The organism is Kocuria massiliensis (genome assembly GCF_900169715.1).
Classification (GTDB): Bacteria; Actinomycetota; Actinomycetes; order Actinomycetales; family Micrococcaceae; genus Rothia; species Rothia massiliensis.
Genome location: NZ_LT835159.1, coordinates 33334 through 46613 on the forward strand (window position 1 = coordinate 33334; position 13280 = coordinate 46613).

Annotated in this window: 9 protein-coding genes; 6 read left to right on the forward strand and 3 right to left on the reverse strand. The window is 62.3% G+C overall.

Annotation, left to right across the window (positions count from 1 at the left end; genetic code table 11):
- Window positions 1-3 precede the first annotated feature (3 nt).
- Both B9Y51_RS00405 and B9Y51_RS00410 read right to left on the reverse strand, forming a co-directional pair.
- Window positions 4-504, reverse strand: a complete 501-nt coding sequence (locus B9Y51_RS00405; protein ID WP_048680798.1) for an FBP domain-containing protein — start codon at window positions 502-504, stop codon at window positions 4-6.
- 266 nt (window positions 505-770) lie between these two features.
- Entirely contained in the window at window positions 771-1235 is a 465-nt protein-coding gene (locus tag B9Y51_RS00410) for a hypothetical protein (RefSeq protein WP_143467933.1), read from the reverse strand.
- 339 nt (window positions 1236-1574) lie between these two features.
- Here B9Y51_RS00410 and B9Y51_RS00415 point away from each other — a divergent pair, with 339 nt between their 5' ends.
- The 3 genes from B9Y51_RS00415 to B9Y51_RS00425 are packed head-to-tail and all read left to right on the forward strand — an operon-like array spanning window position 1575 to window position 6771.
- Complete coding sequence (locus B9Y51_RS00415) at window positions 1575-3107, forward strand: pyridoxal phosphate-dependent decarboxylase family protein (protein WP_245826005.1); 1533 nt, start codon at window positions 1575-1577, stop codon at window positions 3105-3107.
- Window positions 3104-4423, forward strand: coding sequence for a lysine N(6)-hydroxylase/L-ornithine N(5)-oxygenase family protein (locus tag B9Y51_RS00420; protein ID WP_085528413.1), 1320 nt, complete (start codon window positions 3104-3106; stop codon window positions 4421-4423). The genes B9Y51_RS00415 and B9Y51_RS00420 overlap by 4 nt, the downstream gene beginning before the upstream one ends.
- Complete coding sequence (locus B9Y51_RS00425; RefSeq protein WP_085528414.1) at window positions 4420-6771, forward strand: GNAT family N-acetyltransferase; 2352 nt, start codon at window positions 4420-4422, stop codon at window positions 6769-6771. The genes B9Y51_RS00420 and B9Y51_RS00425 overlap by 4 nt, the downstream gene beginning before the upstream one ends.
- 100 nt (window positions 6772-6871) lie before the next feature.
- Here B9Y51_RS00425 and B9Y51_RS00430 read toward each other — a convergent pair whose 3' ends face one another.
- Window positions 6872-8446 (reverse strand): alkaline phosphatase D family protein, encoded by a 1575-nt coding sequence (locus tag B9Y51_RS00430; protein ID WP_085528415.1) that lies wholly within the window; start codon window positions 8444-8446, stop codon window positions 6872-6874.
- A 434-nt stretch (window positions 8447-8880) separates the two neighbouring features.
- On the opposite strand from B9Y51_RS00430, the gene B9Y51_RS00435 reads away from it, so the two are divergent.
- The 3 genes from B9Y51_RS00435 to B9Y51_RS00445 all read left to right on the forward strand — a co-directional run bounded on the left by B9Y51_RS00435 (window position 8881) and on the right by B9Y51_RS00445 (window position 13193).
- Entirely contained in the window at window positions 8881-9294 is a 414-nt protein-coding gene (locus B9Y51_RS00435) for a hypothetical protein (RefSeq protein WP_085528416.1), read from the forward strand.
- Between the two features lie 110 nt (window positions 9295-9404).
- The gene (locus B9Y51_RS00440) at window positions 9405-10640 is read left to right on the forward strand and encodes an MFS transporter (protein ID WP_085528417.1); all 1236 of its coding nucleotides are present in this window, start codon (window positions 9405-9407) and stop codon (window positions 10638-10640) included.
- A gap of 24 nt (window positions 10641-10664) precedes the next feature.
- Entirely contained in the window at window positions 10665-13193 is a 2529-nt protein-coding gene (locus B9Y51_RS00445) for an excinuclease ABC subunit UvrA (RefSeq protein ID WP_158088214.1), read from the forward strand.
- Window positions 13194-13280 lie beyond the last annotated feature (87 nt).

Sequence of the window (13280 nt, forward strand, 5' to 3'; positions counted from 1 at the left end):
GGCCTAGGACATCTTGTCCGCAACCCGTTCGATCAGCCCAATGGCATTCCGGCGAGTTCGGTCGGCACGATCCTCTGGGGTGAGGGTTTCCTCCATCTGCCGAACACCGGCGGGCCTCTTGATGCCCCAGGTGTAATCGCTACACCGCAGGTCATCGCAGATATAGGTACCCACGGAGCTGTAGCGGTCCTTGGCGGATTTGCTGCTCTGAATGGAGTACATGGCAACCCCACTGTTCGGGTGCAACGTCATGCACAGCTGGCACATTTGGGCTCCACCTTTGGGCTTGCGCGTGTTTTTCTGCAGAACGATCCCTCGAAGACCGTGCTCGGTTTCGACGACGATGTACCCAGTCTGCGGGGCCTTCGGATCGACCCAGCCGAGGAAAATTTCCCGCTCCCAATCCGTTGCGGAGAGGTTCTGGGGAAGGTTCAGCCGACTCGCGACGCCCTTGGTGCAGTTGAAAAAGCTTTTGCGGATCTCGGATTCGGTGGGGTGATACATAGCTATATAAACCTTTGTGACGTGGTGTGTAGAGCTTCGCCCAACGCGGGAAGCTCCGGGGAAAGCGCACTGATGCGACGAAGGGCAGGCTTCACGAGCCTCGCCCGGCCTCAAGCTTTCAGGCGCGAGTTACTGGCCGGTCGGCGACGTCGCACGGCCGGCTCGGAGCAGAGCTATCTGGTGTCGGCGGTCAGACCGCCGACACCCTCCTGACACCCGGAGGCATAAGTGTTTATCCAAGTCACATTTCCATTGTGACACTGCGGTCAAGTGCCACTAGGGAACCCCTCGGAGGGCCTGTCTCCGGAATCGGCGGGAGGCGTTACCCGACGCCGATCAGTCCCCTTGTGGCGGGAACGAACCCATCGCCAGAGCAATACATAGACGAGATGAACGATGATGGCCTGCAACAATGCGTACGAGAAGGACCCGGAAATCATGGAGTATCCCACGCAATAAATGCACAAAGCTATTGCCGCGGAAACGATAGTCCCCAAAAATTTATGCCCTGAGTAGGCTCGTACGATTCCTTCAACCGGACTCTCCACGGCATAGGCAACCCAGTAGATCACCACGGAGACCACAACGGCCCCTAGGGGCCTCAAAAGCGTTGACATACCGGCGATCCACGGGAGGAGACCCACGAGCACGGCCGGCAATGCCGAGACCACTCCGAGCAGCAGAACCGCCGCGGCATACGCCATGCCCTGACCCAACTTCTGCTGACTCACGGCATCGTTTCCTTTCGCGCGCATCGTGACCGTCGACATGGATATCTCTTTCAATCTACGGGGGCTCTTCTGGGGCGTAAATAACTCCCGAAATTCTTGATCAAACCGTTATCAGCCCCACTGAATTCCAGAATCGAAGCGACCCCCAAATACCCAACCCTCCGGACCACACTCCACCGATTTACTGACACATTTATTCCCTTAATATCCACCGGCTCGACAACCATTATTCGAGCCTCGAATGCCAATCTAATCAGGCACGACGTCCACTAGATTCGGCTTCCACCCCTCTGCTAGCTTCATAGTTGACCGATTCGCTATGGATAGGCTTACCTAAAATTGACTTCTGCACAGACTTTGCTCGCGGGGCAACGAACCCTTTTAGGCATGGGTTCGGCTACCGAATACCGTGACCGCGTCACCGACATGGCCGAGCGCGTGGCCGAGCATTTCCGAAACGTGAGTAGCCCAGCCACGGGAACCCCCCTTGACGAACTGCGACGGCGCGTGGACGCCGTGGACCTCGATGCCGAGCCCGTCGGTGGAGCCGGAGCCATCGAGGAAATCGACTCCCTCTATCTTCAGGAAGCCGTCTGGTTCCACCACCCCGACTATCTGGCGCATTTGAACTGCCCCGTCGACGTCAACGCCGTCGCCGCTGAAACGGCTCTGGCTTCGGTTAACACCTCCGTCGACACCTACGACCAGTCTCGCGTGGCGACCCTCATCGAGCGCCATGTCCTCGCGTGGGCGGCCGAAAAGATTGGCTTCGCTCAGGGCGACGGAATCTTCACGTCCGGAGGCACCCAATCGAACCTTCAAGCTCTGTTTCTCGCGCGTCAGGCCGCCCTCGCGGGGTTCAGCGGCCGGGAGCGTAGCGAAAGACAAGCGGGGCTCGTCGTCCTCACCACCGAAGAAAGCCACTTCAGCGTCGACAAGTCGGCCTTGCTGTTGGGCCTGGCCGACGATGCCGTCGTGACCGTGGCCTCCGATTCGGAGGGCCGCATGGACCCCGAATCGCTCGAGCACCGACTGACCGCCGCACTCGCCGAGGGCAGGGTCCCCATGGCCATCTGCGCGACGGCGGGCACCACCGACCGCGGCCGGATCGACCCCTTGCCCCGCATCGCGGATATCGCGGAGCGCCACGATGTGTGGCTACACGCGGACGCCGCTTATGGCGGGGCCCTGCTGGTCTCGCCGACACGACGCGGGTTGCTGACAGGCATCGAACGGGCCCGCAGCGTCACCATCGACTTCCACAAGGGCTTCTTCCAGCCCGTCTCGTCCTCGGCACTGATCCTGCAAGATCGCCAGGATTTCCGGCTCGGGACCTGGCACGCCGACTACCTCAACCCGGAGGAGTCCGACGAACCCAACCAAGTGGATAAGTCGCTCCAAACCACCCGCCGATTCGACGCCCTCAAGCTCTTCGCGACGCTCCGGGGTACCGGTTCGCGCGCCATCGGGGAATCCATAGATCAGGTCATCGATGTGGCCCGTGAAGCCCGCGAATTTCTGGAGTGCCACGAGACGCTGCGCCTACTCTCGGGAAGCGACCTCTCCACCGTGATCTTCCGTTGGCAACCGGATGGAGTGAGTGACGCGGACGCCGACGCTCTCGTGGCCCCGATCCGCCGCCACTTCCTGGAATCCGGACGGCTTTTCGTTGCGAAGACCGTGCTCGACGGGAGGCCCGCCCTCAAACTGACCCTGCTCAACCCCGACGTCCGGATCGACCACCTGATGGATCGCCTGAACGTCGTCGCCGATCTGGCGGCCGACCTACACGAACGCGCTTCCCTGGGCGGCAACACCGGCCTCGGAACCACGCGCCCATTCCCCCACCCCACCGAGGAGAGCCACGCATGAACCCCGCACCTACGGAACACCACGTCTACGACCTCATTGGCATTGGCATCGGACCGTTCAACCTGGGTCTGGCCTGCCTCTCCGAGCCGCTCGACGACATCGAGGCCCTGTTCCTGGACGAGAACGACGGATTCGCTTGGCATCACGGGGTGATGTTCGACGACGCCACCATTCAGGTTCCCTTCATGGCCGACATGGTGACGATGGCGGATCCTGCTTCTCCATACTCTTTCCTCAATTGGCTCAAGCAAACCGGCCGCTTGTATTCCTTTTACATCCGTGAGGATTTCCACCCTCTGCGGCGCGAGTATGACGCCTACTGCCGTTGGGTCGCCGGGCAGCTACCGAACCTCCGGTGGCAACATCGCGTGGAATCGGTCGAATACGTGGAAGCCGAGGATCTCTTCCTGGTCACCTCGCTCTCCGCGCAGGGCGTGGAAAAGCACCTGGCTCGGAACGTCGTCACCGGCATCGGAACCGGACCGCGCATTCCCGAGGTCTTTTCCGGACTCGAATCCGGCGCACGGCATTCCTCGCGGTACCTCTACGAACGCGAGGAGATCGTCACCGCCGAGTCGATTGCGGTGATCGGTAGCGGGCAGTCGGCCGCAGAAATCTACCTGGATCTCCTTTCTGACCAGCGCAACCACGGCTACCAGCTCGATTGGATCACACGCTCTCCTCGGTTCTTCCCGATGGAGGACACCAAGCTCACCCTCGAACTCACCTCTCCGGAATACGTTCGCCATTTCCATTCCCTCCCGGAGTCTCGGCGCGACCGGCTCGGCCGCGAGCAGCGTGGGCTCTACAAGGGCATCAGCATGACGACCATCGACGACGTCTACGAAGCCCTTTACCGCGAGTCCTTTGAGCGCGATCTCCCGACGACGCTGCTCACCAACACCGCCGTCATCGGGGCAGAGCCCTCCGCGGGCGGAGACGAGATCGTGCTGTCCCTGCACCATGAGGAGCTCGGAACGACGACGCAGCGCGGCGCACAACAGGTCATCATGGCCACCGGCTACGCCCCGCGTGACCCGGAGTTCCTTCGTCCAGTGGAGCACCTGATCCGCCGTGACGAGGCCGGACGCTTCGACGTCGACCTCGAATTCCACGTCGATACCCTCGGTGGTCGCTTGTTCGTTCAGAACGCCGAGGAACACACGCATGGCCTCACCGCACCGGACCTCGGCATGGGCCCCTGGCGCAACGCGATCATTCTGAAGAACATCTTGGGACGCGAGGTTTACCCCATCGAACACGACATCGCATTCCAAACCTTCGGCCTCACCGCCGCGACGGAGGAGATCAAGTGACCACGAGCATTCAGACCGAGACGCCCCAGACTGGGCACGCATCCAAAACCCTGGAACTGACCCTTCGTGCGGCCCGACCGGCCGACGACGCAGGGTTCCTCGCACGGTGGCTCACCCATCCGGCCTCTCACTACTGGGAGATGCAAGACATCACCCCTAGCCAGGCCGAGGAGTATCTCGCTCAGATAGTCGCCGATGATGCCCAAGACGCTTGGATCGTGTGCGAACGCGATCAGCCGCTTGCTTACGTGGAAACCTACGATCCTGCGCGCGTGCTCCTCACGGACGTTTTCGACGCCGAACCAGGCGACCTGGGCATGCACCTGCTCGTCGCTCCCCCTCCGGCGAACCCCGCGGAACGGCGCAACGGGCTGACCAGCGCCGTCATGAGCCGGGTCGTGGAGTGGTGCGTACAGGAGCTGGGGGCGCGGCGCATCGTCGTCGAGCCGGATGCCCGCAATGAGGCCATCGCCCGAAAGAACCGAGAGGTAGGGTTCCGGTTCCTGCGGGAAGTGGATCTGCCGGGCAAGGTCGCGGCCCTCAGCATTCTCGATGCCGACGACGCCGGCCGCCCGGCCCCGACCGACCCCACGCCGCACCTCTCTCCGGCCATGATGGAACCGGCCCAACGGCACATTCTGGCCAAGGCTCTCCAGGAGTTTAACCACGAGCACTTGATCGAGTCGCGTGAAATTTCGGAGGGGCTGTGGGAGACCCCAATGCCGGACGGGACCGTGTACCAATACCGTGCCGACATTTTGAAGCTCCATCACTGGGTGATTGACGAAGCCTCACTCGTTCATCTCAACCCGGCGACCTCGGAGCGGCTCTCCCTCGACGCCCAAGAATTCATCGCCCAGCTTCACAGCGAACTCGGCGTTCCGGACCGACTCCTCGGCACCTACCTGGAAGAGCTCGCCTCGACTCTCGCGAGCGCGGCTTTCAAGAACTACCGGGGCGGACCGAATTCCCGCCAGCTGGCCCAAGGCCGGCGGGACGACGTCGCCGCGGATTTTCAGCAGGTCGAGGCGGCGATGACGGAGGGTCACCCGTGTTTCGTGGCAACCAATGGCCGTATCGGGTTTGGATTGAAAGATTTCCGAAGCTTCGCCCCAGAAGCGGGCGCCCGTTTCCGCTATGTTTGGGTCGCGGCCCAAAAGGAGCACGCGGTCCTGGAGGTTTCGGCGTCGAGCACGGCGGATGAGCACTGGTCCGAGGAGCTGACCGAGCAGACTCGCCGGGAGTTCCGCACCCGACTCGAGAACCTCGGCCTTAACCCCGAGGAGTATGTGTGGATCCCCGTGCACCCGTGGCAATTCCAGCATCGCATCGCCATTAGCTTTGCCCCGGATATCGCCGCGCATCGACTCGTGGTTCTGGGTGAGGCACCCGACTGGTACCAACCGCAACAATCGATCCGCACCGCCTTTAACAGGAGCCATCCCGAGCGTTCCTACATCAAGACGGCGCTGTCCATCCAGAACATGGGCTTTTTGCGTGGACTATCCCCCGCGTACATGCGGGCGACTCCGGCGATCAACGATTGGGTGGCCGATCTCGTGCGCGGTGACCCGACGCTTCGCAACGCGAACTTTGATGTTCTGCGCGAGCACGCTTCCGTTGGCTATACCGGGGATGCCTACCACAGCACCGAAACCAAGTCCGACCAGCAGAAAATGTTGGCCGCCCTCTGGCGCGAGAGCCCCTTGCCCAAGCTGACGGAGGGTGAACGGATCATCACGATGGCTTCCCTGTTGCACCGGGATGTACAGGGTCGGCCGGTCGTCGTGGAGTTGATGAAAACATCCGGGCTCCAACCCGCCGCATGGATTCGCGAATACCTTCAGGCCTACCTGGTGCCGGTACTCCACTGCCTCGAGGTTCACGACCTCGCGTTCATGCCTCACGGCGAGAATCTCATTCTTCGCGTGAGGGAAGGCCGGGTGACTGGTGCTTTCATGAAGGACATCGGTGAAGAGGCTGCGATCATCGGCGAGCGCGAACTGCCGGAGGAGATCTCTCGAATGCGCCACGTGATCGACGACGCCGAGGCCGCCCAGCTGATCTTTACCGACGTCTTCGGCGGGGTGCTCCGGCATCTGGTGGGGATCCTCCACGCGGACGGCGTGCTCGGCCAGGAAGACTTCTGGCGGATCGTCCGCGAAGTCATCGACGCGTACCGGGCCGAGGGGCTACCGCGACGGCGCGCGCTGGACCTGGACGTGCCCGAATTCCGGCACTCGTGCCTGAACCGGCTCCAGTTGCGGAACACCTTGGAAATGGTGGATCTTCAGGATGCTTCGGGATCTTTGATTTACACCGGGACCTTGGAGAACCCGATCGTCTAATCCTGGCTACATCAACGATGTACAACGTGAGCGGTGAGACCCACACTGTGAGTCTCACCGCTCCGATATTTCAGGCCTGCGGCCCCGCACGAACGTGAAATTACATCGGCGAAAGCGACATCTGCCCGGCCTTGGTGTAGAACCGAGCCGACAGCTGCTTGGGAGCGGTGTCGTCACGTTCGATCCAGTCCACGCAGTAGAAACTCGAGACCATGTCTTTGGGCGTAACCGTCACGTGGACGTAGCCGCGGCGGCCGTCGTAGTGCTTGACGTACGGGTGGCCCAGCCAGTCGCCGGTGTTCTTGTCCGTCTTGGCGCCGTCGCCATCCGACGCCACGGAGGTGCACACCAGCTCGACACCGAGGGTTCGGCTGTTCTCGTTGTCAAAGTTCTGCTTGAGCTCGGCCGCACTGTGCTTGTGGATGTCTCCGGAAAGCATCACCGGATTGGAGGATCGGTTCATCGCCTTCAGCATCCGCTCGCGCGCCGCCGGGTATCCGTCCCACTGATCCGTGCGGTCGGGGGTGATGGGGGTCAGCACCACACCGTTGGCCAGGATGTTCCACGTTGCGGGGCTGGTCTTGAGCGCGTTGGCGACCCAGGCCTCTTGGTCGGATCCCAAAATCGTGCGGTCCTTGCGCGTCCGGTCCGCCTCGTCCTTCGGTTCGGCGTCGCGGAACTGGCGGCTGTCGAGCAACGAGAATCGAATCAAGTTGCCGACGTCGATGGTGGTCGTGATGTCGCTGGAATCTCCATGGGGAAGAGCCTCGACGTCCAACGGCATGTTCTCGTAGAACGCCCGGTAGGCCGAGGCGATGCGTTCCCGGAAATTGGGGTCTGGGGTCGACGCCGCCGGGAGCTTACCGGTGTAGTTGTTCTGCACCTCGTGGTCGTCCCAGATCACGGCACACGCGGCCCTGGCGTGAACATCCTGAAGATGCTGATCGGTCTTGAACAGCGAATACCGCAAGCGATACTGCGCGAGCGACTTCACCTCAACCCTATGGGCGGGCCCAACCTCGGCACCCTGGCGGGTGAGGTTTTTCTCCGTGATGCCGTACTCGTAGATGTAGTCCCCCAGGAACAGGACCAAATCCAGATCCTTCTCTTGAGCCAGGTGCTTATGAGCCGTGAAATGGCCGTGGTACCAAGCCTGGCAACTGACGAATCCGAAGGAGAAGGAGGAGAGGCCGGTGTTCGCCGCCGGAAGGGTCTTGAAGCGACCGACGCGGCTCACCTCGCGACCTACGCGGAAGCGATAAAAGTATTCGGTTCCGGCGCGTAACCCCTCAACCCGAGGATGCACCGAGTGAGACAGCTCCGGCTGGGCCAGAGCGTTGCCTTCTTTCTCGATACCGACGAAGCCTTCATCCCGTGCGACCTGCCAGTTCACGGTCACGGTCCGCTGCGGCATGCCGCCACGACCGTCTTCCGCCAACGGCTGCGGGGCTAGGCGGGTCCACAACACCACCCCGTCCGGTCGCGGAGCACCCGAGGCAATACCCAAGCCAAAAACGTTCTTCAGATCGGGCTCGGAAGATGAGTTCGATTCCGAGGCCGCACGTGCCCCGGGAACATTGATTCCCAAAGCCAAGGCCGTGGCAGAGACGCCACTGAGTTGAAGAAGCTTCCGACGATTGAGACCAGATTGCTGACCGGACGATGCGTGCTGCACGGCGAATACCTCACTGAATAGTTCGTGCGTCTGTGTGTGATGGACGACATCAAGGTATCGAGTGCGGGTGTCCGCGAGGATACGCCGAAAAGACGCGGTACTTTACCCGCACTTCATGGCAATTTGCTCGTGTTCCCCACCATCGGGCGCAACGGTCAGGTATATGTGGACCCTCCACAATCTGCCGTTACCCCACCCCACCTGGGAATTTGCTCAGGATTCAGTCACGAGGGGGTCACGCATCCAATTCCCCTGAGGGAATACGTTCACGTCTCATAGCTCAGATCGCCCGAAATTTCAGGGTTTTAACCATCCCGTGACCCTTCAGGCACCGGATCACGGACACATCTACCCCCATTTTTGGGGCGTTAGCGTGGAACCACCCGATATCGCCGATGAGTTTCGGGAACGACCTTCAACCAAGGAGTTATCTCATGTTCCGCACCCAGCACTTCACCCGTAAGGCATCCATGGCCGCCGCCGGTGTTGCGCTCGCACTCGGTGCCGGCGTCGCTTCGATGGGGCCGGCTCAGGCAACCGCCACGCCGACCGCCGAGACGAAGGCGAGCAGCGCGGAATCCGCTCCTCAGGGCGTTGAACAGGCGGCACTGGTGCGCTCCACGGAGCACCCCACCACATACTTCCTGAAGGTTCCCAACACCAACGGTCCGGGTGAGCTGCCGGCTCCGCACGGTATCTATGACGTTTCCATCTCCTCCGGTGGCCAGTATGAGCAGCACCGCGTGGAGGTTAAGGACGGCGTCGTGGATCTCAAGGATTCCCATATCCTGCAAACGGCTCGCTTCGACCCCTACATCAGCATCACTTGGGTCGGCGAAGCCCACTAGCTAGAACCACACCCGAACCACACTAAGGGCCGTTTCCGTGGCATAAGCCGCGGGAACGGCCCTTCTTCACATCTCGGAGTGGAAGACCTAGTCGGAGTAGGGTATCCAGCATGCTTCGCCCCATCTTTTGGCCGGTCATCGTACCGTCCCTGTTGTTCGCGGTCGGGGTGGGGTCCACCGTGCCCGTGCTGGTCCTCTCCGCCCTGAGCCTCGGTGCGGGCGACGCGTTATCCAGCGCCGTGGTCTCTCTGATGGGTGCGGCCAGCCTCTTGTTCACGGTTCCCGTGGGCATTTTGATCGACAAAATCGGTGACCGAAAAGCGATGATTTTCGGCACGAGCGCCGCAGTCACCATCACGGCCCTGTTGGTGCTCGCCCTCTCAGGCGTCGTCGCCCGCCCCTATTCACTGGTGCTGTACATCGTTCTGCTCATGATGCTCGCGCCGGTTCAAGATATTTGGGGGCTGGCCCGGCAAGCGATCGTCGCAGAGAAAATGCCGGCCATGCACATGGGGCGCGCCATGACCGCCCTCGGCGGGACGCAACGCGTCGGCAACCTTGCGGGACCGATGATCAGCGCCATGCTGCTCCTCTGGTTCCCACTGTGGTCGGTCTATATCTTCAGCGCATTCTGCGCGGTATTGGCCGTGGTGGTGCTGTGCATCCCGGCGCTCAACCGTGGGTTCGATGAAGCCCCGTCGACGACGACGTCCCGGATCGCGCTCGCGGACCCGACGGCGCCCAAGAAACTCGACGTTCGGTGGCATGCGGTCCTCCTCGCGGGAGTCTCGATCACGATTCTCTCCGTGGCTCGGGCCGTTCAACCCATGATGATTCAGCTGTGGGGCGTGCACATTCACCTCCACGAATCTGGAATCTCCCTGCTTGTGGCGCTCGGGGCCGCCTTGGAGCTGATCCTGATGTTCCCCGGCGGCTATATCAAGGATTGGCTCGGCCGTTCCGCCGTCCTCATGGTCTGTTTGGTCATCTTCGGCGCCGGTTTCCTCCTGATGTCGATCCAGCCGACCCTGTTGTGGGCCGTCATCGCCGTCGTCGTCATGGCCGTCGGAAATGGTCTCGGTGCCGGAGTGAACATGACCATCGGCGCGGACCTCAGCCCTGCCGTCGGGCGCGCCAAGTTCCTCGGAATCTGGGCGATCTTCAACAATTCGGGCAAACTCGGCGGACCGGCGCTCGTGGCCGGTCTGCTCGCTCTGGCGAGCCTGCCCGTTGCGATCGTGACGACGGGTGCACTGACCATTGCGGGCGCAGCCTGGATGGGCTTGTTCGCTTCCACCGTGAAGCTACCCAAGGGTGTCAAGCAACGCCCCTCTCGACGTCGGTAGAGGACCCGGCGGTAGTGTCGAAGCATGCCCCTTTCCGAACCACACGCCACGAACATTCGCGCAGGTGAAAGCAGCACTCCAGCCGACGACGTCGTCACCGTCCGCGACGCCCACCTACATAACCTGAGGCACGTCTCCACGACCTTCCCCCGCGGTGCGTTGGTGGCGTTCACGGGCGTTTCGGGTTCGGGGAAATCTTCCCTCGCCTTCGGGACCATCCACGGCGAATCGCAGCGACGGTACCTCGAGTCCATCGCCCCCTTTGCCCGGCGGTTGATCGGGAGCACGATGGACCCGCGGGTCGAGGCGCTCACCGGGCTTCCGCCCACGGTCGCACTCGAGCAACGCACCAGCGGTGGTGGGGCGCGATCGAGCGTCGGAACCATCACCACGCTCTCCAACGGAATTCGTCTGCTGTATTCCCGCGCGGGAAACCATCCCGAAGAGGTCTTGAAGCACGGATCGCCCTTGCACGGGGGTCGTCTGTTGGCGGAAGCCTTCAGCCCTAACACTCCGGAGGGTATGTGCCCTCAGTGTCACGGGGCCGGAACCATTCACGAACCCACCGAACGTTCGATGGTTCCCGACCCCAGCCTCTCGATCAATGAAGGGGCGATTCAGGCCTGGCCCGGTGCTTGGCTGGGGAAGAATTTTCACGACATCGTGCGCACCCTGGGGATCGCGGACATGGACGCGCCGTGGCGAGATCTCCCTCGTGAAACGCGCGACTGGATCCTGTTCACCGATGAACAACCTGTGGTCGAAGTGCATCCGGTCCGCGGCGTCGATCAGGCCCACGGAACGTATAAGGGCCGGTGGCAGTCGGTTAACCGATATCTCCTCAAGTCCGTGGACCACGCGAAATCCGAGAAAACCCGGGCCCGGGCGTTGCGGTACCTGGACACCTTTACGTGCCCCACGTGCCACGGACACCGCCTCAACCCGGATGCCCTGCGCGTGACGTACCTGGGTCAACCGATTTACGAACTGAATGCGCATTCCGCGGAGGAGATCCTCGAAACGTTGTCCGGGCGGTGGAGCGAGGTTCAAGAGCTCCCGGAGAGTCCCGAAATTGAAGCTGAACGCCTGCTCCTACCCAACGTGGTTCCCGTCCTGGAAACGATGGTTGGCCTCGGTCTGGGACACCTCAGCCTCGATCGTCCGGCCCAGACGCTGTCCACGGGTGAGATGCAGCGCCTGAGATTGGCTGCCCAGTTGCGTTCCGGACTCTTCGGGGTGGCCTACGTGCTCGACGAGCCTTCGGCGGGATTGCACCCTAGCGAGAAGGGGATTCTGCTGGATCTCTTCCAGCGGTTCCTCGACGAGGGCAATTCGGTTCTGCTGGTCGAGCACGACATGCGACTCGTGGAGCACGCCGACTGGGTGGTCGACGTCGGGCCGGCGGCCGGCGTGGAGGGCGGACGCATTCTGCACTCCGGTTCGGTGCCGGGTCTGGCGGAGGTCGCGGCTTCGAAGACCGCACCCTACTTGTACGCGAAACACCCCACTCCGCGCGACGCCTCTGAGGCCCGGAAGCCTTCCGGTTCGTTGGAATTACACGGAATTTCGATGCGCACGATTCGTGGAGCGGACGTCACGATCCCTCTGGGTGTGTTGACCGCCCTCACCGGAGTCTCGGGTTCAGGAAAGTCCACGTTGCTGGGCGACGTCCTCGCACCGGTGTTGCGCCGAAGCGTCCGGACCAGCGTCCTGGACGACGAAGAACTCGCCGAGGCCGAAGTGCACCAGGTGAAGGGCGAAGGGGCCGTCGACCGGTTGGTGCAAATCACCCAAAAACCGATCGGCCGCAGCCCCCGTTCCTGCCTGGCCACCTACACCGGCCTTTTTGATCGGGTCCGCAAGCTCTTTGCCGCAACCCCAGAAGCCTCCAAGCGTGGTTGGGGCATCGGCCGGTTCTCCTTCAACGTGACCGAGGGGCGTTGCCCCACGTGTCAGGGCGAGGGACAGATCGAGGTGGAACTCGTCTTCCTGCCGGGCAGTTACTCCCCATGCCCCACCTGCCACGGTGCCCGCTACAATCCGGAGACCCTCCAGGTCACCTGGAATGGCCGAAATATCTCCGAGGTTCTCGAATTGACGGTTCGGGACGCGCTCGAGTTCTTTGCCGAGGATCCTCAGGTGACGCGGTCCTTGCGAGCGCTCGACGCGATTGGTTTGGGGTACCTGACCCTCGGTCAGCCCGCCACGGAGCTTTCCGGCGGTGAGGCGCAGCGCATCAAGCTGGCGACCGAGCTTCAACGTTCCCCGCGGGGTCACACCATGTATTTGCTCGACGAGCCCACCACCGGTCTTCACCCTGCCGACGTCGACCTTTTGGTCGCCGAGCTGAACCGGCTTGTGGACCAGGGAAATACCGTGGTGATGGCCGAGCACGACCTCCGCGTGGTGGCGGGCGTGGACCACGTGATCGATCTGGGGCCGGGTGCCGGTGAGCGAGGCGGGCGAGTGTTGGCCTCCGGGGCGCCTGCCGAGATCGCCGCGTGCGTCGAGTCGGCGACCGGTCGATGGCTCACGGTGCCCGACGCCGGGTAAAGCCCTCTCTACCCAGACCGGTACATTCGTGTACCCCCCGGAATCATCGGCAGATCCGCTGCTTTCGTGAGGCCGGGCGGCGAGCAT

What these genes read in the sequence shown, in the direction of transcription:
- B9Y51_RS00440 (WP_085528417.1), top strand. Translation starts at nt 9,405, where the DNA reads ATGCTTCGCCCCATCTTTTGGCCGGTCATCGTACCGTCCCTGTTGTTC.
- B9Y51_RS00445 (WP_158088214.1), top strand. Translation starts at nt 10,665, where the DNA reads ATGCCCCTTTCCGAACCACACGCCACGAACATTCGCGCAGGTGAAAGC.
- B9Y51_RS00420 (WP_085528413.1), top strand. Translation starts at nt 3,104, where the DNA reads ATGAACCCCGCACCTACGGAACACCACGTCTACGACCTCATTGGCATT.
- B9Y51_RS00435 (WP_085528416.1), top strand. Translation starts at nt 8,881, where the DNA reads ATGTTCCGCACCCAGCACTTCACCCGTAAGGCATCCATGGCCGCCGCC.
- B9Y51_RS00405 (WP_048680798.1), bottom strand. Translation starts at nt 504, where the DNA reads ATGTATCACCCCACCGAATCCGAGATCCGCAAAAGCTTTTTCAACTGC.